Source organism: Pseudomonas sp. H1_D05 (assembly GCF_054682705.1).
In genome coordinates, this window is the sequence record NZ_CP162825.1 from 2192405 (window position 1) to 2213319 (window position 20915).

The following is a 20915-nucleotide window of genomic DNA, read 5'->3' on the forward strand; positions in this document are numbered from 1 at the left end:
CGATGACAACTTTGAAAAGTACCCCGCGCGCCGACGGCTTTCACATGCCGGCCGAGTGGGCGCCGCAAACGCAGACCTGGATGATCTGGCCCGAGCGCCCGGACAACTGGCGTCTGGGCGGCAAACCGGCGCAAGCCGCACATGCTGCGGTGGCCAAGGCCATCGCGCGTTTTGAACCGGTCACCGTGGCCGTGTCCGCCGGCCAGTATGAAAACGCCCGCGCGCGCCTCGACGTGCCGAATATCCGCGTGGTCGAGATGTCCAGCGATGACGCTTGGGTACGCGACAGCGGCCCGACTTTCGTCATCAACAACAGCGGCGAAGTGCGCGGTGTGAACTGGGACTTCAACGCCTGGGGAGGTTTCGACGGCGGTTTGTATTCGCCGTGGAATCGCGATTCGCAGGTCGGCGGCAAGATCCTCGAGATCGAGCGCAGCCCGCGTTACCGCACTGAAGGTTTCGTGCTTGAAGGCGGTTCGATTCATGTCGACGGCGAAGGCACGCTGATCACCACCGAAGAATGCCTGCTCAACCGCAATCGCAACCCGCACCTGAGCCGCGAAGAGATTGAAGCGGTACTCAGCGCCAATCTGTCTGTGGATAAAATCATCTGGCTGCCGGACGGTCTGTTCAACGACGAAACCGACGGCCATGTGGATAACTTCTGCTGCTACGTGCGTCCGGGTGAAGTATTGCTGGCGTGGACCGACGATCCGCAGGATCCGAACTACCCGCGCTGCCAGGCTGCGATGAAAGTCCTGCAAAGCAGCACTGACGCCAAGGGTCGCCCGTTCACGGTGCACAAAATGCCGATTCCGGGACCGCTTTACGCGACAGAAGAAGAGTGCGCCGGTGTCGATCCGGTGGACGGCACGCAGGAACGCAATCCGTCTGTGCGCTTGGCGGGTTCCTACGTGAACTTCCTGATCGTCAACGGCGGCATCATCGCGCCGAGCTTCGACGATCCAATGGACGCGCCGGCCAAGGAAATCCTGCAGAAGCTGTTCCCGCAGCACGAAGTGGTGATGGTGCCGGGTCGCGAACTGTTACTGGGTGGCGGCAATATCCATTGCCTTACCCAACAGCAACCCGCGCCGCACAAAGAGTGAGTTGAGTCGTAACACCTTGAGTTGATTAACAAATCAGCCGGGTAATGATTAGCTCGCTATGCATCAACTGAGGCCCGCAGCCCGACAGGACCGCGGGCTTCTTTGTATCCGCTTGTCGACAACTAAGAAACATTGGCATAGCTCTTGTATTCATCACCCGTGCACTAGGGAGGGGGGAGAACTTCAACAGTTCTGTCATAAACCTTGGATAACGTAGCCGCTCACGAACGGGGAGAGAGCGCTGAAATGAACGCCGAAGTGAACGTAGTCAGCGAGCGGACGTTGCATCCCATGGCCGTAAACGGCGAATCGCTCCAGATTGTCGCGCACTGGTTAAAGTCCAATGGAACGCGTCAGATCAGGGAACCTGATCCGCGCCGGATGATGATCGAGCGTTACCCCGCTGGTCTGTTCAGCGAGGCCGAACTGGAAGCATTGTGGGCTGTGATGGAAGGATAAGAAGCACAACAGGGATTGGTGAAAGCGCTGCCGGGATGGCGGCGCTTTTTTATGCACGGCTATCTTGTACACACCCAATCAATATGGGAGCGAGCCTGCTCGCGAAAGCGGTGGATCAGTTAACGAAGATGCCGACTGATCCGACGCTTTCGCGAGCAGGCTCGCTCCCACAGGATTGGTGTGAAATCAGAAACTGTAGGTGCCGGTCATCACAACGCTACGTGGTGCACCCGGTTGGATTTGATACTGGCTGGTCGCGGACGCGTAGTACTCACGATCGGTGATGTTGTTCAGCGCCGCGCGTAAATCCCAATCCTTGAAGCGGTAACCGACCAAGGCATCCCAGCGGCCGTAACCCGGCAACACGGTGGTGTTGGCGTTATCGGCATAGCGTTGGCCAACCAGGGTCAGGCCGGTTTCGCCGTACCAGCCCATCTCCGGTTTCCAGGTCAGGAACAGGCTGCCGTTATGCTTGGCAACGTTGTTGATGCGTTTGCCTTCGAGGCCGTTGTTGTCCTTCTCGATCTTCGCATCCTGCAGACCGACGCCACCGCGCATGTACCAGTTGCCGACGAGATTGCCGGTGGCCGTCAATTCGATCCCGCGCGAGCGTTGCAAACCTGACATCACCGTTAGGGTCGGATCGTTTGGATCAGTGGTGCGGCGGTTGTAGAGTTCCAGATCGTAGATCGCCAGCGTGGTGCTCAAGCGGTCATCGAGCCAGTCGCTTTTCACGCCGATTTCTTTCTGCTTGGTCAGCTCGGGACTGAGGTCGTTGGTGTTGCCGGCTGCACCCGGAGTGATGCCGATCAAGCCACCGCCCACCGGCGAAAACGTCTTCGACCACGAGGCGTAGAACGAATGATTTTGTAGCGGCGTCCAGACCAGGCCGACGCGCGGGCTGGTGCTATGGCTGTCGCGATCTTCGGAGATGTTGCGCAGCTTGTTGGTCGACTCGATATCGAAAGTGTCGTAACGCAGACCGGCGAGCACTTGCCATTGGTCGTTCAGGCGCAGTTGATCTTGCACATATACCGCACGGCTTTCGACTTCGGTGTGGCTGCTGCTGGAGACCTGAATGCTGCCGGTGTGGCGCAGATCACGGTTCGGGTTGTACAGGTCGAGCGACGGTACGGGGCGCGCGCCCGGGGTTCTGCCAGTGGCCGCGTTGTACAGCGTCGGGTCGCGGCGCTGGCTGCCGATCTCGATGCCAGTGAGCAGGCGATGCTCAAGGCCCAAGGTATCGAATCCGCCCTCAAGTTCAACGTTGTTATAGACGTTGCGAGTGGTCAGATCCTGCTGCCAATGCTGGCGCGTGACCTTGTTGGTCGCCGGCGTGTAACCGGTGAGGTAGGTGTTGTCGAAATCACTGTCGAGCTTGAACACGCCGAGGGTCTGGCGCAGTTGCCAGTTGTCATTGATTTCATAAGTGAGTTTCGAGCGCAGCGATTGCGACTTGTCGTCGATGAAATCGTGATCGTTGCCGTAGGTCGTATCGCGCCCGACATCGGCCGGGCGCCCGTTGATGCCGGGGATGCCGCGATCCGGGGTGCGGTTGTAGCGGCTGTATTCGTACTGCACCAGCCAGTTCAGGTCCGGCGTCAGTTGCCAGCTCATCGACGGCGCGAACAATTGGCGATTGCCACTGACACCGTCGCGGAAGCTTTTTTCATCCATGTTGCCCATGTTCAGGCGCAGGCTGATGTTTTCGCTCGGGTCGCTGCTGAGGTCGGCGTAAAGACTGCGCAAATCTTCGCTGCCAGCCTGGGCTTCGATAGTCGAGCGCCGGCCGAACTCGGGTATTTTGCTCACGCGGTTGACGATCCCGCCCTGACTGCCACGGCCATACAGTACGGCGGCCGGGCCTTTGAGCACTTCGACGCGTTCAATATTGTGCAAGTCGCGTTTGTATTGGCTGTCGTCGCGGATGCCATCCAGATAGAAATCGTTGCTCGCGTCGAAGCCGCGGATGCGCAGGCTGTCGAAACGGGTGTCGGCGCTGCTGCTGACGTTAGGCATACCGCTCAACGCGTCGCCGATGTCATTGGTGCCGTAGCTGGCGACGTTCGAGGTCTTGACCGAATCGATCGCCTGCGGCACATAACGTACGGGCGTCGAGGTCCGAGTCGCGGTGCTGCTGAGCTTCTCGCGTGGGTCATCGGCTTGCGCTTCGGCGCTGATTGCGGTGGCGGGTAACTCGGTCGCGGAACAGGCAAAACCGCTGGACAGAAAAGCAGAAAGCCCAAGGGTGACGGGCGTAAGACGGAACGGGGCAGGCATTGAACAGCGCATCCGAAAGGGTGGAAGAATTCGATTGTGCGAATGGTAATGCTTTGCATTTACTTCCGTTAATTATTCCTTATAAGCTCCCTTGGCTGATTGTTTCAATTTGTGTCCTAACCGACACAATCTGACTGAACAAATCATTCGACCGATTCCTGAAACAGACTGAAAGCCATTCCGGCGTTTTTCCGCAAGAGTGCGAGGACTAATCTGCCGCCATCGATTTTCCTGACTTTCTGCCGGAGTTTTTCCCATGATTCTTCACTACATCTACGATCCGCTGTGTGGCTGGTGTTACGGCGCCAAGCCGCTGGTGGAAGCGGCACAGTCAGTGTTGCCGGTGAATGCCCATGCCGGCGGAATGATGAGTGGCGCTAATCGCCAGCGTGTTTCCCCGCAACTGCGCGATTACGTCATGCCCCATGACCGACGCATTGCCGAGTACACCGGCCAGCCGTTTGGCGAGGCCTATTTCGAAGGTTTGCTGCGTGATCACTCAGCGGTGTTCGATTCGACGCCAGCGATTGCTGCGGTCATGGCGGCTGAAGCCATCGACGGCGGCGGTTTGCGCCTGCTGGGGCGGTTGCAGACGGCGCACTATGTGGAAGGGCGACGCATTGCCGATTCAGCCGTGCTGTTGGAATTGGCGATGCAGATGGGCTATGCGCAGGAAGATTTCCACCTTGCGTTTGAGTCCGTTGATAGCGAGGGGCATATAAAAGCCAGTCGCCAGTTTTTGGCTCAATTGGGTGGTCAGGGTTTTCCAACGATTGCTCTGGAGCAGAACGGCACGTTCCAGTTGATCGACATCAGCCCCTGGCTGGGCAAGCCGCAGGCATTTGCCGATTGGTTGCAACAGGCAATCGTCGTCGATGAAACCGGTAAAACTTCTGCATTTTGTTCTATCGATGGTTGCGCCTGATACGCGCTGGATTCACTGGCTGTTTGCATTTCCCAGCAAGGAGTCAGCGCAAAATTTACGTTTCTTAGACGATTTTTACCTATTTAAAGACGATTCTTGAAATTGACACATTGTTCAGGGCGCGGCTACGATTCGGCTCAACGCCTGTGGCCAACCGCCATGACTCAAAATAAGGAGCAGGCCCGCCATGACATCGTCGTGGGCGGGTCTTTTTGTTTCGGGGTGAATAAAAGAGTGCAAAAGCGCCGTTTCCGCCGTTCGACACAGCGCGTTTCAACCCGTAATAAGGAAAACAAAATGTTGAACAAGCGAATCAGTCTGATCGCACTGGGGATGTTGAGCGCCACTCAGGCCATGGCTAACGACCAGGCCGAGTCCAAGGGTTTTGTTGAAGACAGCAGCCTCAAAGTGCTGCTGCGCAATGCCTACATCAATCGTGATTACAAAGACGGCAACAAAGACAAAGCCGAGTGGGGCCAAGCGGCCATCGGTACGTTCTCGTCCGGTTTCACCCAAGGCACCGTGGGTGTCGGTGTCGACGCTTTCGGTCTGTACGCACTGCGTCTGGACGGCGGCAAGGGCCGCAGCGGCGCCGGTGGTATCGATTTCTTCAAGCAGGAAAATGACGGTCGCGCGAACCATGACATAGCGAAGGGCGGTGCAGCGGTGAAGTTCCGCTTCTCCAACACCGTGTTGACCTACGGCGACCAGATGCCGGCCCTGCCGGTGCTGAGCTACGACAATGTGCGTCTGCTGCCGGAAAGCTACACCGGTACCCTGATCACTTCCAAAGAGATCAAAGGCCTGGAACTGAACGCCGGTCGTTTCACCGCCGAATCGCGCAAGAGCGATGAAGGCCGTGACAGCGGTGGACTGAAGTCGATCAACGTATTGGGCGGTAGCTACCAGTTCACTGAGAACTTCAAAGGTGCGTTGTACGCTTCCGACGTCGAAGACGTATTGAAGAAACAATACGTGAACGCCAACTACGTGTTGCCGTTCAACAAGGATCAGTCGCTGACCCTGGACTTCAACGGCTATCGCACCAAGCTGGACAGCTCGTACGTTCGCGAAAACACCGTTCCGGGCGAAAGCATCGTGACCGGTCGCGACAACAAGATCTGGAGCCTGGCCGCGACATTCGCCACTGGCCCGCACTCGTTCACCGTGGCGCACCAGCGCTCCACCGGCGACAGCAACCTGGGCTACGCCTATGGCGGTTACCAGAAAGATCAACACCGCGTCGGTGACGGTGGTAACTCCATCTACCTGGCCAACTCCTACTGGTCCGACTTCAACGCTGAAGACGAGCGCAGCTGGCAGTTGGGCTACGGCCTCGACTTCGGCGCATTCGGCGTACCGGGCCTGAGCTACAACTTCGCTTATGTGCGTGGCGACAACATCACCACGTCCACCAGCGAAGGCGGTACCGAGCGTGAGATCTTCAACCAGTTCAAATACGTCGTGCAGTCTGGCCCGGCCAAAGACCTGAGCGTGAAACTGCGCAGCTCGATCCTGCGTGTTTCGCAGAAATCCAGCGAGTACAACGTCAGCGGTAACGAACTGCGCGTTTTCGTGGATTACCCGATCAACATCTTCTGATGCCTGATCCAGTGTAAGAAACATGAGAAAAACCCCGACTGGTTCGGGGTTTTTTTCGACGGTTATTCGATGAAAACCGGAAAAAACCCGTGTTTTTGTCATGTAAAAGTTGTTTTTAAGCGCCTGCAAACGCCGTTTCAAACAGTGCTTTAAATGCCTGAAATTCTTTCTCATGGACGCAAATTCTCCACCTAATAGATTAGGCCGCTCAACGCAGCGGAGAATTTGGTAATGATCGTTTTGAACAGAGAAGTGGGCGAATCGCTACGGCGCGACAAATATGTCAACGTCCAGGGTGGTGACTTCAATCTCTACGGTCATTTTGCCGACTTCGTCAGACTGACCAAAAGTTGGGAAAACATGGAGCCTGACAGCTACTACGGTCAGGCCGAAGCCGGCATGCGTTACCGTCGTTACAGCGACTTTGAGTACAACCCGAAAACCCGCGAGCTCAAGCAACTCGAGCATCGCGCCTACGTGCAGTCGAAAGAGAACAACGCCTATGTTGGCGGCCTGGTACGACACTTTCAGGACTTCTCCGATGAAGTAATTACTTCACCGGTGATGCGCAGCCTGATCGACACCGATTTCGAAGTGTACAAAAGCGTACTGCCGGAAGAGCTGCACGATGAAATCTGGCAGTGCCAGATCCATCAGATCCGCATCGAAATCAAACCCGGCAAACAACTGGAAATCACCCCTGAAGGCATTCACTGCGACGGCTATCCGTTCAGCGGTGTGCACTTCTGGGGTCGCAATAATGTCGAGGGCGCGGAGAGTCGTTTGTACGACATCCACGAGCATCAACTGGCGTCGACCACCTACCAGGAAATTCTCGATACCACCTACTTCCTCGATCGTGACATGCGCCACTACGTGACCCCGGCCCGCAACACGCACACCCATGCGATGGCGTACCGGCAGATTCTGGCGATCTCCTTCTCGCGGCCCGGGACCGCTTTCGACATTGTTCGCTAATCAGATCACCCCAATCGACGGCGTCGAGTGCTCGACGCCGGTGGTGCTGCGACGCGCCACGGCCAAGGATGCGCAGCGCATGGAGCGCTTCTTCCGCCAGTTCGACGAAGTGTCCTTCTGCGAGTGGCAGGACGCCAAGTGCCTGCGTGGCGTGCTGATCCAGAAAACCACCACGGCCTATCTCGCCTTTGACGTGGCGGGCGAGATCGTCGGCGCGGTACTCGGTGGCATGCTCGGCAGTCGCGGCACGATTAATCATCTGGCGGTCAGCCCGCGCTATCGCAGCCAGGGCGTCGGTCAACGACTGGTTGAAGCGGCGTCGTCCGATATGAAACGGGTCGGCGTGTTACGGATGTTTCTGTTCGTCGACGATGCTAACCTCGCGGGCAAGCGATTCTGGACTGCCCAGGGTTTTTGCGAACCCCACGGCGAGCGGACATTTGAGAGGGATCTATGAATGAAACGTCCGGCAGTGCGCCGCTGATGGCTACCCATCAGCCGTCGCGCACGTTTGCCGAAGCCAGCCCGGTAGTCGCTGGCTACTTCACGGTGTCATTCGTGTTCGGGTTGATGGCCGTCAACGCCGGGTTGCCGATGTGGCTGCCAGTGGCGATGTGTTTGTTCGTATATGCCGGCGCTTCGCAATTCGCCGCACTGGCGCTGATCTCCAGCGGCGCCTCGCTGACGACTATCGTACTGACCACTTTCCTGATCAACGCGCGGCACATGTTGATGTCGGTTTACATGGCCAAGGCTCTGCGCGCACTCGGCTTGAGCCGCATGGAGCGCTGGGCTTATGCCGGTGGCCTGACGGACGAATCCTTCGCTTTCCACAGCGTTAAACTCGGCACCGGTGCGCCGGTCAATGTGCGTTATCTGATTGGCTTCAACCTGTTCTGCCACACCTCGTGGGTGCTCGGCGGTTTGCTTGGCGCCGTTTGTGCGCAGTACGCGGCGCACCTGATCAAATATCAGCTCGACTACGCCCTGACCGCGATGATGCTCTACGTGCTGGTGTCGCTGTGCAACACGCGCAACAAACTCATCGCTGCTGCGGCTGCCGTGGCCTGCATGGGCGCGCTGAGCCTGGTCGGCAGTTCGCCGTTCAATGTGTTTATCGCCACGTTTGTGGGCTGCGGAGTGGGTGTATGCCTGACCAAACGTTCCTGATTCTGGTGGTCGCGCTGATGATGGCCGTGACTTTCCTGCCACGCGCGCTGCCACTGCAAGTCAACACCGAGCACTGGCCGCCGTTTATTGCGCGGGCGCTGGAATACTTGCCGGTGGCGATCGTCGCTGCGATCAGCCTGACACCCTTGTTGATCAAGGATCAGCACATACAGCTCGATCGCCCGGAATTCTATGCCGCAATTCCGACGTTGTTATGTGCGTATTTCAGCAAAAACCTCTTTCTCAGTGTGGCGGTTGGGACGGCTGCGTACATTGCGCTCGGCTCGTTCATGTAGCGGCAAGTCGACGACATCGTTGAGTGCCTGGTTCGACAACTCCGGATTGTTCACCGCCAGACGCACTTCGAGAAAATCCTCGAACCCGGGGAAAATCGTCAGGCCGTTCTTCTGCGCAGCTTCACGCGAGACCATGCCCACCGCGTCCATCTGCGTGATCAACGACAGCGTTAACGTTTCACTGCATGAATAGACCATGCGCTGGCCGTTCTCGTGATTGCCCAGCCCCGCGTCGAGAAAACGCAAAAAGCTGTGGGAATACGGACAATCTTCCGCAGGACGTACCTGAAACTTGTTGCCCAGCAAGGTCAGGGGATCATTCTCCTGACCACAATGGGCGCCAACGACCTGCACCTGTACATCCGGCAGGACGATACTCGGCAAGCCCGGCCGCTGCGGGCCGATCAGTACCGCAAGGTCGAAGTCTTCGTTCTTCAGCTTGCTGAGATTTTCCATCGACTCGGCGTAGCTGAATTCCATCTGATAATCGGGAAACACCTCGATCAGGCGTCCGATCATTCGGCGGTTGAAGTCAGCCGCCAAAGTGTTGTTCAACGCCACCTTCAACGTGCGCTGGCCGGGCACCTTCAGCGCCTCGACCTTCTCTTCCATCTGTCGCGTGGCAATCAGCACTTTGTCCATATAAGGCGTCAGCTCAGTGCCTTGCGGCGTCAGCGTCAGGCCTTTGTTGGAACGTCGAAACAAGCGGAAACCGAACTGCTCTTCGACCTTGTTCAACTGCGCGGCCAAGGCCTGCACAGTCAGGCACGAATGCTCGGCTGCGGCCGACAACGAGCCGGTCTGCACGATGCGCATGAGGTTGCGTAAGGTTCTGCTATCCATGGGTAATGCCCTCTAAAGTGGGCTGGGTATTGTTGTTTACGAGACTGCCGGTCAGGCGCCATATGCTGGCTATATTCCTGTACCTGAGCATAGTTGTCGCGGGTTTAGTAGCGAATTGATGTCCTCGCCGATGGCTGGAGGCTGACACAGGATCGGGGTTTTTGGTGACGTGGGGGTGATGAGGGTCAAAAAAAATGCGTGGTTTTGGTGCGTGGGGGTGATTTTTCACGGGGAAATGGCTGACAACGTTAGTGGTTTTGGCCTGCGAAATACGTGGATGCATCCTAGGCGAACTTGCGACCGAGCTGATAGCGGCGACTTGTTAAAGCAGATGAAGTGGCAGCGTCGAGACATCGAGTCTCTGTGGCTACAGTTCTGAGTGAGGTAAGCGAAGTGATTGCATCACAAGAAGCGGCCGATATGGAGTGCCAAGTTGGCAACAGGCTTCACGACGTTATTGAAATCCAAGAGCAGCCGTCCATTGCACGAATTCCTACGGACAAGACTGCCCAAGCCATGTTGGAAGCACGAACTATTCGGCAGCGGTTCGATTCGGTCGACGAAATGCTCAAATCCGGTCATATCCGAATCCCAATCAATGGGGAATGTGGTAACCAGTAATACGCTTACGGAGCTTTTTTATCGATTTATTCGTATATGTACTAGTATCAAAGCAAGACAAATCTGGAGAGGCTCAATGACTACCTCATCCCCAGCCCTCACCCCACGCGAACAACTAGACGCCCCCGAAGCCGGCCGCGTCGCGCTGAAGTTCTTCTTTAACCTCATGGAGCGTTGGGGCTGCAGCGCTGAGCAGCAACGCACATTGCTGGGCGGTGTCGGTAACACCACGTTCTATAAATACAAACACCTGCCGAACATACGTCTGCCTAACGATACCCTTGAGCGCATCTCTTATCTGATGGGCATTCACAAGGCGTTGAGCATCATCTTCAGCAACAGCCGTGAGCGCGCGTACACATGGGTCAGTAGTCCGAACACGGCGGCGCCGTTCAATGGGCTAACGGCGCTGGATTACATGCTCGCCGGACGCGTGGTCGATATCGCCGATGTGCGTCGTTACCTCGATGGGGTGCGCGGTTGAAGGCGCCAGAGATGGTTGATGTGGCGTGGCCGAGAGCCTATCGGATCGTCAACAGCAGCTTCCCGCCGATTGCGCTGTTCGAAGACGTGCTCGATCCCGAAGACCTGGAAGTTGCCTACGCGATTGAAGCGCTAACCAACGATCGCCTGATCGAACAGGCCGGCGTACTCGCCCGCGTGCGACTCGAAGATCGACTCTCCGGCCCCGGCTCGACTCCGGTGATGGCTGCGTTTACCCACATCGGCAAACGCAGTCGTTTCTGCGACGGCACCTTCGGCGTTTACTACGCTGCGAGCAGTCAGGCTGCTGCCATCGCCGAGACCTGTTATCACCAGGAACGATTTCTTGCGGCGACCCAAGAAGCGGACCTTGAATTGACCATGCGGACTTACGTTAATCGGGTGGTTAAACCGCTGCACGATATCCGCCACAATCACCCCGAACTGCACAATCCGGATCCGGAGGCTTACGGGCCGTCTCAGCAATTCGCCCGGCAACTGCGCGAAACCGAGTCGTGGGGGCTGCTCTACAACAGCGTTCGCCTGCCGGGCCATGAATGCATCGCGGCGTTTCGACCACCGGCAGTGTCGATCCCGAAGCAGGGTAAGCATTTGCGCTATGTGTGGAGTGCGAGTCAGCAGAAGATTTCGTTTGTGTTTGAGATCAGTCAGGTCTGAAACGCAAAAGCCCTCGCATCAACGAGGGCCTTAAACCGGCGTTTACATCAACGGCTTGTCCGGCGGCGCATCCATCACTTTCACGACATCATCGATCAACGCTTTGCTTAACTCCTGCAGATACTGCGAGGCATAAGCGTGAAGGTCAGGGTCGCGAGAGACTGAGGTGTCCGCAGTGAGCAGTCGTGAAATGTGAAGCAAGTGCGAGGCGTGGAAAAGGGCGGCGATTACCGGTACACCACGGTTGGTGCGGAACATCGCTTGATTGGAGTGGAAGGAAAAGTGGGTGAGGCCGAGGGTTTTCAGATCTTGAGAGTGGGTCATTTCGGTTCACCTGCCGTTCGAGATGGACGGACTTGAAGTGACCGGTGTGCTGACGGATCAATGCCTTTCATTTGTTAACTCCCTGTATCAAATGAGAGCTGCCATTTCGTTCTCAGGCGAAAAGGTGGCAGCTATGCGCAGGCTGAGAAACCGGAGATACAGGAACCCGGCAGACCCGAAGGTCTCCCACGCACAGCCGCCATTGCACAGTAATGCAGACACAAAAAATGCGCCGGCAAACGTGAGTTGGGGCGCTGGTGCGCCTGCATCTTACCCGGGTTCTCAGGCCCGGTCGCTGAATTGGCAGCGACGAACTGAACGTTAGCTTGAGGAAGAGCCGATGCACAATCGTGGCCCGTAGTGGCTTTGCTTGGCTTCTCGTTACAAAAATTTCGCAGGATGTCGCGCAATGCGTTTTGTCGGTCACGACTTGTCCTTCGCCTTTTCTAAGCAACAAAACGAGGAGATCAGCGATGGTCGATGAACTGGAGCATTCCAGCAGGATTTACTGGAGTCTGTGCGTCAGATGAAGGCCGGTGAGGCCGCGCGCGTAACGCAGATGCTGCTCTCTGCGGCGGAGGAACAAAGCGTCGAGGCATCAAGCACTCTTGGACTGGGAAACCGGGTTGCCATTCACCCCGCCGGTTCAGTGAGCTGAGAAGCGCTGCTCATGCAATTACACTTTTTATGGGCACGCCATAATTATTGCCAGTTCATAATTTGGCATAAAAGCGGAAATTTGAGCGTTTTGGTCAGAAGCTGTGCTTTTTGGGAGAAGGGCGTCTGGCAATTAGATCGACGTGTGCGGAGGAGAGACTCTATTTCTACTGAAGGTGAAACGCGGTTAAAGATATAGACGCCCAGAAACAACAAAGCCCCTGCATTTCTGCAGAGGCTTTGTTTTGTATGGTGCGGTACCGGACGAACGGATCCACGGTTGGCAATCTGTGGTTTAGGCACCACATTTTGCTTTAGGCCTGCGTTCGCTCCTGACATTTCTCCAGACGCAATGGCAAAAAAACAAGACGTATGTTTTCCCTACCCCAAACACCATTGCGGTTGCCGTTTCCAGTCATCTGGAAATCCCATAAGTCTCAAATAACCCGGCTCTCTTTCGTCCATCATTTCGGCCAAGTGAAATTTCCAATGGCTGTCTGGACTGATCAAATCGGTTAGATACGCTAGCATCGTTAGTACTATGAATAGCCGCTGCTTGGGCTGAGGCCGATCGCCAGGTGCATTTTGGATGACCCATTCTTTAGGTAAGGATGGTCGAATCGAGAGCTCTCTGTTCCATAGTCGTGAGTGGTGGGCGCAGCAGTTTCGAATGAAGGTCAAAGTGTGGAGCCAGGAGGCCAGTACTTCGAAGGGGAGATTGAATCTGCTCGCGATCGCTTTCTTGTCGACGCTTTTGCCTATGGCATTGAACAGGGTGGATACCGTCCCAAGGCTAAGCTCTTCCAGAACAGCCCAAGCGGGCGGCAACTCGGGATTGGAATATGTTGATCCGTAGAATCGAAAATAGTTATCGCGCGTGCGATTTTCAATTCGCTGCTGCTGGATCTGATCTGCTCGGCTGCTCTTTTTTATACGATCAATCTCACGTCCAAGTTTGTTGCGTTCCTTGCTCAGTTGATCTCGCAGGGGCCGCAATAAATCCGAATGAGAGTATGACGAGGAGAAGATTGACGCATCAGCTATCCAGTCAGGCCCGTACTTCGGGCACATGTGATTGCTGATAGTCGCTCGTATGGCGACTTCGACACGTTCGATAGCATCCATGGTAATGCGTCGCAACGAACCATCGAAACGGTAGATGTCGACGACTGCTTTCAGACTGCTACCAGGTTTGAAGGTGTGTTCAGGGTTTGTTTCCTGAAAAGGGCGCATATAGGGGCTCAAGCGAAACAGCGTGACCACTTCTAGGAAACGCATGGCGCGCTCGTCGTTTGCGACTTGCAGGCCTCGTTGCTTTAGCAGTTCCAATTGCTGTTCTACGCTGAGGGCCGGCTTGTCGAAGGGCCTCATGTAGCTTTCTCCAGGCAAAAAAAACCCGCACGATTTGAGCTTGCTGACAGGGTCAACCTAGGCTTGGCGGGTGTGTTGGGGTGCATTATAGGTAGGTGTAAGAGCCCGTCAATGTTGGGCTGATGTGAAATTGTAACGGGTCGAGGCGCGCGGGCTGAGTTGGTCTGTTGATTGAGTGGCGTCGCTGATCGCATCTCAGCGATGCTGAAGCTCCTTGGAGTTCCAAACGCCAGAAACAACAAAGCCCCTGCATTTCTGCAGGGGCTTCGTTTTGTATGGTGCCGGCACCAGGAGTCGAACCCGGGACCTACTGATTACAAGTCAGTTGCTCTACCAACTGAGCTATACCGGCGTTGTGGGCGACGATTATAGCGATTGGGAAGATCCTGTAAACCCCTGAATTCAGACTATTTTTGCATCGCGGCAAATTAAGCCCTGCGCAATGCGCAACGTAGGATTTGCGCCTTACGTACGATAGGGCTGTTTTGCAGGGCGCACAGTTGAATTTCGGCTTTCTCGAGCTTCCCAATTATTCGTTCGGCGGGATAATTATTCGGCGGTTATGTCGTTTTGATTGGCAGCTTATGCACAACTGAGAGGCACGAAGTCATACTCAGGCGAGGTTTTGTGAACCTATTCTCATTTTGTTCGCAAATCCCTGTTTTACAGGTTTTTTATTTATGTGAACAAAAAATGACCAGTGTTGTTAAGGCGACGAAACAGGCGCAGATATTGGATCCACGGCAAATCCATCAACAGAGTTATCCACAGGCTGTAAGGTTTTAAGCGCGTTCGGCGAGCAGCAGTAAATTACGCGGTGTGAGCGAGGTGTCGCAAAAAGTGCCGAGGCGTACGACGTATCCCTGTTCGACGAGGAAAAGTGCCCGATCCAGATTCAGCCAAAGCTCCAGTGGTCGTCGGAACAATCCGCGAAGCAATTCGAGGTTACGAACTTCGGCCAACCGCTGCCAACCGGCGGCTTCGAGTGTCGACCAATCTGGCGAGCCGATTGTGGATAACTCTTTCAGCGCTGCCAGATCGCGGCAGTAATCGGCGAAGGTTTTGTCCAACCAGGCGCTGGGCAGGGACGGGGTGGGCAGGTATTCGTCTATTCCACGTACTTGCCGTTGCAGCAAATCGAAAGCCAAGCGCCGGGCCATGGAGGTGTCACGCTGACGTCGGACCCGTGCACCGGCGGTGACAGTTTCGCTCATGGGTAGAGCCAGATCTTCGAGCGAGAGCTGTAGGACGGATCGCAAACCGACAGAGGACAACGCCTGGTACTCGTTGCGACTGATGCGGTTGTAACAGCAGGGCGCGATCGCCATTTGCTGGCAGTCGGCAGCGCTGGCCAGTTGCATCAAACGCACATGCAGATCGCCGCAGGCGTGGAGGGCGACGGGTGTGTGGGCTGCGCTCAATACACTTGAAGCATTCGCTGCCAACACATCCTGCTCGACATGCAGCGCGTGTAAATGATGGCGCTGACTCAACGCCTGACCGCTGGCGACCAATGCCGGATCGTATTCAACGCAGGTCAACTGTTGGCCATCACTCAACAACCGCCGGCCCAAATGCCCCTTGCCGGAACACCAATCGAGCCAGTGCGTCGGTTGCGAGGAAAAAGACAAACGACTGGCAAACGCTTCAATCTGCTGCCACTTGCGCCCCGGTACATCGACATTCAAGCGATGCGCCGCAGCTTCCAGCGCATGCCCCGGCAACTGACCGACAGCGCTCAGCTCAGCCGATATCGCTGCCAATGAAGCAAATGGCTCCGGCGCTTCGGCAAGATCAGCAGGTTGGTTGTGTGCGTTTTCTGCATCGTCCAGCGACCGTCCTCGTAGCCACAAGGCCAACTTCGGGTAGGACGCTTCCCAGGGAAGCTGCAGATGAGTGAACGGACGAGGTTTCCACAGCGCCTGATGCTCAATCAAAAAAGCATCCAGCGCGGTGAAGCGGGCGAGTAACTCCTCGCCCGTCAGCACGCAGGAGGAGTCAACGCCCTTGGCAGGCATCGACGCGCAACCATCGCTCCAGCTGTTTGAATGCCTGAACGAGAACAAACGACATCAGCAGGTAAATGACGCCTGCGGTGAAGAACATATCCACGGTGAGGTAGTTGCGGGCAATGATCGTGCGGGTAATGCCGGTGAGTTCGAGCAAGGTCACCGTGCTCGCCAGAGAACTGGCCTTCAACATCAGGATGACTTCGTTGCTGTAGGCCGGCAGGCCGATGCGAGCGGCGCGCGGCAGGACGATATAGAACAATGCCTTGGCCTTTGACATGCCCAGTGCACGCGCGGCTTCGATCTCGCCCGGCGGGATCGCTTGAATGGCGCCACGCAGGATTTCGGCGATATAGGCGGCAGTATGCAGGGTCATCGTGGCGACAGCGCACCAGAAGGGTTCTCGCAAATACGGCCACATGAAACTGTCGCGTACGGCGTCGAACTGAGCCAGGCCGTAGTAGACCAGAAACAGTTGTACGAGCAACGGAGTGCCACGAAAGAAAAAGATGTAAGCGTAAGGAAATGCGCGAACAAACCAGAGCTTGGAGGAGCGCGCGATGCCCAGAGGGATCGCCAGCAACAACCCGAGAATAACGGCGATGCCCACCAGTTCGAGTGTCAGGACGGCGCCCTGAAAGAACTTCGGCAGCCACTTATAGATGACTTCCCATTCCATTACGTCGTCCTCACGAAGCCACGGGCGGCGCGTTTTTCCATGAAGTGCATGGTGGCCATCGCCAATATGGTCAGGCCCAGATACATGACGGCTGCGACCAGATAGAAGGTGAATGGATGCTTGGCGAAGGTTACGGCGTTCTGCGCATTGCGCATGATTTCTTCCAGGCCGATGACCGACACCAGAGCGGTGTCTTTCATCAGGATCATGAACAGATTGCCCAGGCCGGGCAGGGCGATGCGCCACATCTGCGGCATGATCAACCGGGTGAAGATCCGCCATTTCGACAGGCCCAGGGCCTGACCGGCCTCACGGTGTCCTTTCGGAATGGCCAGGATGGCGCCACGAAATACCTCCGTGGCATAGGCGCCGAAGCACAGTCCAAGTGCGGTTACGCCCGCCACAAAGGGGCTTAGCGCCAGGTCTGGATTGCCAAAGTATTCGCCAATGGCATTCATCGTCTTGACGGTGCCGAGGTAGATCAGCAGAACCCAAAGCAGCTCCGGCACACCACGTACGATGGTCGAGTAGGTTTCGCCAAGCCATTGCAGCGGCTTGTACGGGGAAGTCTTGGCCAAGGCGCCGAGCAGACCGAGCACCAGCCCCAGGCACAGGGCGGTGAGAGCCAGTTGGACGGTCATCAGCGCGCCGGCAGCGAGGGCCGGGCCGAATCCGTAGAGGTCGATAATCATGGGTTTCTGTTCAAATTGCGGCAGGCAAAGTCGGGAGCCGGCGCCGTTCAATCACGGCGCCAGTCCCACAGGTCAGGATCAATAGATGCTGAACGGGAAGTACTTGTCGTTGATCTTCTTGTAGGTACCGTCGGCGACGATTTCCTTCAGGGCAGCGTTCAGCTTGTTGCGCAGTTCGTTGTCACCCTTGCGCACAGCGATGCCGATCTTGTCGCTTTCTAGAACCGGGTCGCCCTTGAACTCGTAGTTCTTGCCCGCGTCGCTTTTCAGCCAGTCGTAGTTGGCGTACTTGTCGGCGAGGATCGCGTCGACACGACCGGACGTCAGGTCGAGGTAGGCGTTTTCCTGGGTGTCATAGAGTTTGACGTTGAGATCGCTGCCGTAGTTGTCTTCCAGCCAGGTGCCGGCCAGCGTGGCACGCTGGGTACCGATGGACTTGCCCTTCAGCGAGTCCTTGTCGGTTTTGAAGTCGACGTTTTTCGGTGCAATGAACTGCAGTTTGTTCGAGTAGTACGGGTCGGTGAAGTCGACCGCGCCCTTGCGCTCGTCGGTGATCGACAGCGACGAGATCAGGAAGTCGAACTTCTTCGCGTTCAGGGCCGGGATGATGCCGTCCCAGTCGGAAGTGACCACGGTGCACTCGACTTTCATCTTCGCGCAGAGGGCGTCGCCGATGTCTTTGTCGAAGCCGACCACGTTGCCGCTGGCGTCTTTGTTGTTGAACGGCGGGTAAGCCGCTTCGATGCCCATCTTCAGTGTTTCGGCCATGGCACCGGCGCTGAACGCCAGGGTGACGGCGGCGGCCAGGAAGACCTTTTTAAAATTCTGCATGCATGTTGCTCCGTTAGCGGTTGCTGGACATGAATTGTTTGCAGCGCGCCGAAAGCGGGTTTTCGAACACCTGCTGAGGCGATCCTTGCTCTTCTATAAGGCCCTGATGAAGGAACACCACTTCGCTGGAGACCTGACGGGCGAAACCCATTTCGTGGGTCACGAGCAGCATGGTACGGCCTTCTTCGGCCAATGCGCGGATGACACTAAGTACTTCCTGAACCATTTCCGGGTCAAGCGCCGAGGTGGGTTCATCGAACAGGATCACCTTCGGTTGCATCGCCAGCGTGCGGGCAATCGCCGCGCGTTGTTGCTGGCCACCGGACAGTTGCGCCGGGTAGGCATGGCGCTTGTCGGCGATGCCGACCTTGGCCAGCAGCGCTTCGGCGACTTCGATGGCTTCGGCCTTGCTCTGGCCGAGCACGCGACGCGGTGCCTCGATGATGTTGTCGAGGATGCTCATGTGCGGCCACAGATTAAAGTTTTGAAACACAAAACCAATCTCGGAACGCAGGCGGTTGATCTGTTTGCCGTCGGCGGCAATCAGTTCGCCATTTTTGGCGGATTTGAGCTTGAGTTCTTCGCCGGCCACCAGAATCTGGCCCTGGTGCGGGTTTTCAAGAAGATTGATGCAGCGCAGGAACGTGGACTTGCCGGAACCGGAGGAACCGAGGATCGAGATCACATCGCCGTCGCGTGCGGTCAGCGAGATACCTTTGAGCACCTCAAGCTGTCCGTAGCGTTTATGCAAGTTGCGGATTTCAAGCGCGGGCGTGGCCTCAGCCATGTGCGTTCCTCATATATGTTGCGCTCCAGCTGTTGGATGGCCTTCCTGGCGAGGCGGCCAAGCTAGCATAGCGTTTCAATGGCAGCCAACAGCGCTACGAGCGGTTAACGGGTGGCATGTGGCAGGTTGTCGCATCGGCACAGCAGACTGTCGCCCCATCAACAACCGAACGGGTGTTTGATCGAGCAAACCCGTGGGTGTCGCGTAAAAAAAGGCGCGATGTTGCCAGCTTTGGCGGGGTGTTGGAAGCGCTATCCGGCCGAACGTTCCTGAATCGCCCTTTTATTGTGCATCCCACACTTTTTCGGTGTGTTTCTGGTGCGCTGTTTCGTTTGAAAAGTGAGTCGCAGGGTAACGCTCTGGCGGATTGCCATTAAATCCAAGGACTTGCGATGACTGTCCGGTCGCGCGCAAAGCCGCGGCACAGAAGAGTTTGAAACATTTTGGCGCAAAACTTGCGTGCAGAATAAGGAACGCCCCGTTGGTTTCTTTTTACGAGAAAGAAAATGCCAGACGGGCCGGACGCAATCGCTTTCCTCGCAAAGGTAGTTTCGATGAGCAGTACCCCAAGCTCCAATGGCCTCGAACAGGGGCTCAAACCGCGTCATGTGACCATGTTGTCGATCGCCGGTGTAATCGGCGCCGGTCTGTTCGTTGGCTCCGGCCACGCCATCGCTGCCGCCGGCCCTGCCGTGCTGCTGGCCTACGCCGCCGCCGGTACCCTGGTGGTTTTAGTGATGCGCATGCTCGGCGAAATGGCCGTTGCCTCGCCGGACACGGGCTCCTTCTCGACGTACGCCGACCGTGCCATCGGGCACTGGGCCGGTTTCACCATCGGCTGGCTGTACTGGTGGTTCTGGGTCTTGGTGATTCCACTGGAAGCCAACGCCGCCGCAACCATTCTCCATGCGTGGTTCCCTGATGTCGGCATCTGGGCATTTGCGCTGGTCATCACCTTGTTGTTGACCGTCACCAACCTGTTCAGCGTAAAGAATTACGGCGAGTTCGAATTCTGGTTCGCGCTGATCAAAGTGCTGGCAATCATCGGCTTCATCCTCCTCGGCCTTGCGGCGATCTTCGGCTTTCTGCCGAACAGCCAGGTCAGCGGCGTTTCGCACCTGTTCGACAGCGGCGGCTTCCTGCCCAACGGCATGGGCGCGGTACTGGGTGCGATCCTGACCACCATGTTCTCCTTCATGGGTACCGAGATCGTCACCATCGCGGCCGCGGAATCGAAGAACCCGGGCAAGCAAATCTCCAAGGCCACCAACTCGGTGATCTGGCGGATCGGCCTGTTCTATCTCGTGTCGATCTTCATCGTTGTGGCCTTGGTGCCGTGGAACGATCCTACGCTGGCCAATCTCGGTTCCTACCAGACTGTGCTTGAGCGCATGGGCATCCCGAACGCCAAGATGATCGTCGACATCGTGGTACTGGTCGCGGTGACCAGCTGCCTGAACTCGGCGCTGTACACCTCGTCGCGCATGCTCTTCTCCCTCGGCAAGCGTGGCGATGCGCCGGCCATGGCGACACGCACCAACAAAAGCGGCACACCTTACTGGGCGGTCATGCTGTCCACCGGCGCTGCGTTCCTGTGCACCTTCGCCAACTACGTGGCCCCGGCGGCGGTGTTCGAATTCCTGCTGGCCAGCTCCGGTGCGATCGCACTGCTGGTGTACCTGGTGATCGCTTTCTCGCAACTGCGTATGCGTAAACAACGCATGGCGCGCGGCGAGAAAATCGTCTTCAGCATGTGGCTGTTCCCGGGCCTGACCTACGCGGTGATCATCTTCATCGTCGCAGCCCTGACCATCATGCTGTTCCAGGAAGCGCATCGCGTGGAGATCCTCGCGACTGGCTTGCTGAGTCTGATGGTGGTGGCTGCCGGTTTGCTGGTGGCACGCCGTCGCAAACTGGAAAAACGTGGTGCGGTGGTGTTGAACTGATCCGTTACGCGTAATGCAAAACGGCCGCTGTCAGTGATGACGAGCGGCCGTTTTTGTTTCTGCTAACGGTTTCGAAATATTCTGCGCTTCAGATCCGAATCAGCTTTGCTCTCGCGAGAGCATGAAGTCTGAGCTGCATTTCTCTCCGTCGAACCATTCATCCCAAGTTGGTTGT

The 20915-nt window shown here is 56.7% G+C and carries 20 protein-coding genes, 1 tRNA gene and 1 pseudogene; 12 read left to right on the forward strand and 10 right to left on the reverse strand.

The window, feature by feature from the left end; all coding sequences use genetic code 11:
- Positions 1-2 precede the first annotated feature (2 nt).
- Complete coding sequence (gene aguA, locus AB4O11_RS09955) at positions 3-1109, forward strand: agmatine deiminase (RefSeq protein ID WP_034151906.1); 1107 nt, start codon at positions 3-5, stop codon at positions 1107-1109.
- A gap of 246 nt (positions 1110-1355) precedes the next feature.
- On the forward strand, positions 1356-1568 hold the full coding sequence (locus tag AB4O11_RS09960) for a hypothetical protein (RefSeq protein WP_008080512.1): 213 nt from the start codon (positions 1356-1358) through the stop codon (positions 1566-1568).
- A gap of 186 nt (positions 1569-1754) precedes the next feature.
- On the opposite strand, the gene AB4O11_RS09965 is transcribed toward AB4O11_RS09960, so the two are convergent.
- Positions 1755-3848, reverse strand: a complete 2094-nt coding sequence (locus tag AB4O11_RS09965; protein ID WP_460130561.1) for a TonB-dependent receptor — start codon at positions 3846-3848, stop codon at positions 1755-1757.
- A 256-nt stretch (positions 3849-4104) separates the two neighbouring features.
- Here AB4O11_RS09965 and AB4O11_RS09970 point away from each other — a divergent pair, with 256 nt between their 5' ends.
- The 6 genes from AB4O11_RS09970 (at position 4105) to AB4O11_RS09995 (ending at position 8819) form a co-directional block, all read left to right on the forward strand.
- Positions 4105-4773, forward strand: a complete 669-nt coding sequence (locus AB4O11_RS09970) for a DsbA family protein (RefSeq protein ID WP_460130562.1) — start codon at positions 4105-4107, stop codon at positions 4771-4773.
- Positions 4774-5070: 297 nt separating this feature from the next.
- A complete protein-coding gene (locus tag AB4O11_RS09975; protein ID WP_093430007.1) occupies positions 5071-6375 on the forward strand; it encodes an OprD family porin in 1305 nt (434 codons plus the stop codon).
- 231 nt (positions 6376-6606) lie between these two features.
- A complete protein-coding gene (locus tag AB4O11_RS09980) occupies positions 6607-7353 on the forward strand; it encodes a 2OG-Fe dioxygenase family protein (RefSeq protein WP_034151909.1) in 747 nt (248 codons plus the stop codon).
- A 79-nt stretch (positions 7354-7432) separates the two neighbouring features.
- Positions 7433-7810 carry a GNAT family N-acetyltransferase gene (locus AB4O11_RS09985; protein WP_008080517.1) on the forward strand — a complete coding sequence of 126 codons (378 nt, stop codon included), beginning with the start codon at positions 7433-7435 and terminating at the stop codon, positions 7808-7810.
- The gene (locus tag AB4O11_RS09990) at positions 7807-8523 is read left to right on the forward strand and encodes an AzlC family ABC transporter permease (protein WP_099757732.1); all 717 of its coding nucleotides are present in this window, start codon (positions 7807-7809) and stop codon (positions 8521-8523) included. The genes AB4O11_RS09985 and AB4O11_RS09990 overlap by 4 nt, the downstream gene beginning before the upstream one ends.
- On the forward strand, positions 8502-8819 hold the full coding sequence (locus AB4O11_RS09995; RefSeq protein ID WP_007909127.1) for an AzlD domain-containing protein: 318 nt from the start codon (positions 8502-8504) through the stop codon (positions 8817-8819). Before AB4O11_RS09990 ends, AB4O11_RS09995 begins: the two co-directional genes overlap by 22 nt.
- Here the strand turns inward: AB4O11_RS09995 and AB4O11_RS10000 are convergent.
- Positions 8736-9662 carry a LysR family transcriptional regulator gene (locus tag AB4O11_RS10000; RefSeq protein ID WP_093430009.1) on the reverse strand — a complete coding sequence of 309 codons (927 nt, stop codon included), beginning with the start codon at positions 9660-9662 and terminating at the stop codon, positions 8736-8738. The genes AB4O11_RS09995 and AB4O11_RS10000 overlap by 84 nt on opposite strands.
- Before the next feature lie 697 nt (positions 9663-10359).
- On the opposite strand from AB4O11_RS10000, the gene AB4O11_RS10005 reads away from it, so the two are divergent.
- Together AB4O11_RS10005 and AB4O11_RS10010 are read left to right on the forward strand one after the other, a co-directional pair.
- Positions 10360-10767 (forward strand): MbcA/ParS/Xre antitoxin family protein, encoded by a 408-nt coding sequence (locus AB4O11_RS10005; RefSeq protein WP_093430011.1) that lies wholly within the window; start codon positions 10360-10362, stop codon positions 10765-10767.
- Between the two features lie 11 nt (positions 10768-10778).
- Entirely contained in the window at positions 10779-11444 is a 666-nt protein-coding gene (locus tag AB4O11_RS10010) for an RES family NAD+ phosphorylase (protein WP_257356805.1), read from the forward strand.
- Between the two features lie 42 nt (positions 11445-11486).
- On the opposite strand, the gene AB4O11_RS10015 is transcribed toward AB4O11_RS10010, so the two are convergent.
- Complete coding sequence (locus AB4O11_RS10015; protein WP_460130564.1) at positions 11487-11768, reverse strand: DUF3077 domain-containing protein; 282 nt, start codon at positions 11766-11768, stop codon at positions 11487-11489.
- 473 nt (positions 11769-12241) lie between these two features.
- Here AB4O11_RS10015 and AB4O11_RS10020 point away from each other — a divergent pair.
- Positions 12242-12351, forward strand: a pseudogene (locus AB4O11_RS10020) (helix-turn-helix domain-containing protein); the annotation flags it as partial.
- 455 nt (positions 12352-12806) lie between these two features.
- Here AB4O11_RS10020 and AB4O11_RS10025 read toward each other — a convergent pair.
- From AB4O11_RS10025 to AB4O11_RS10055, 7 genes are all read right to left on the reverse strand, one after another.
- Positions 12807-13796: an Abi family protein gene (locus tag AB4O11_RS10025; protein ID WP_116256360.1), complete on the reverse strand. Its 990-nt coding sequence runs from the start codon at positions 13794-13796 to the stop codon at positions 12807-12809.
- Positions 13797-14072: 276 nt separating this feature from the next.
- Positions 14073-14148, reverse strand: a tRNA-Thr gene (locus AB4O11_RS10030).
- 430 nt (positions 14149-14578) lie between these two features.
- A complete protein-coding gene (locus AB4O11_RS10035) occupies positions 14579-15814 on the reverse strand; it encodes a methyltransferase (protein ID WP_099757734.1) in 1236 nt (411 codons plus the stop codon).
- Positions 15795-16484: an ABC transporter permease gene (locus AB4O11_RS10040; protein WP_099757735.1), complete on the reverse strand. Its 690-nt coding sequence runs from the start codon at positions 16482-16484 to the stop codon at positions 15795-15797. Before AB4O11_RS10040 ends, AB4O11_RS10035 begins: the two co-directional genes overlap by 20 nt.
- Positions 16484-17176, reverse strand: a complete 693-nt coding sequence (locus AB4O11_RS10045; RefSeq protein WP_095047149.1) for an ABC transporter permease — start codon at positions 17174-17176, stop codon at positions 16484-16486. Before AB4O11_RS10045 ends, AB4O11_RS10040 begins: the two co-directional genes overlap by 1 nt.
- 78 nt (positions 17177-17254) lie before the next feature.
- Positions 17255-18007, reverse strand: coding sequence for an ABC transporter substrate-binding protein (locus AB4O11_RS10050; protein WP_257356816.1), 753 nt, complete (start codon positions 18005-18007; stop codon positions 17255-17257).
- A 13-nt stretch (positions 18008-18020) separates the two neighbouring features.
- The gene (locus tag AB4O11_RS10055) at positions 18021-18794 is read right to left on the reverse strand and encodes an ABC transporter ATP-binding protein (protein ID WP_093430016.1); all 774 of its coding nucleotides are present in this window, start codon (positions 18792-18794) and stop codon (positions 18021-18023) included.
- A 554-nt stretch (positions 18795-19348) separates the two neighbouring features.
- Here AB4O11_RS10055 and gabP point away from each other — a divergent pair.
- Positions 19349-20740: a GABA permease gene (gabP, locus tag AB4O11_RS10060; RefSeq protein ID WP_460130565.1), complete on the forward strand. Its 1392-nt coding sequence runs from the start codon at positions 19349-19351 to the stop codon at positions 20738-20740.
- Positions 20741-20915 lie beyond the last annotated feature (175 nt).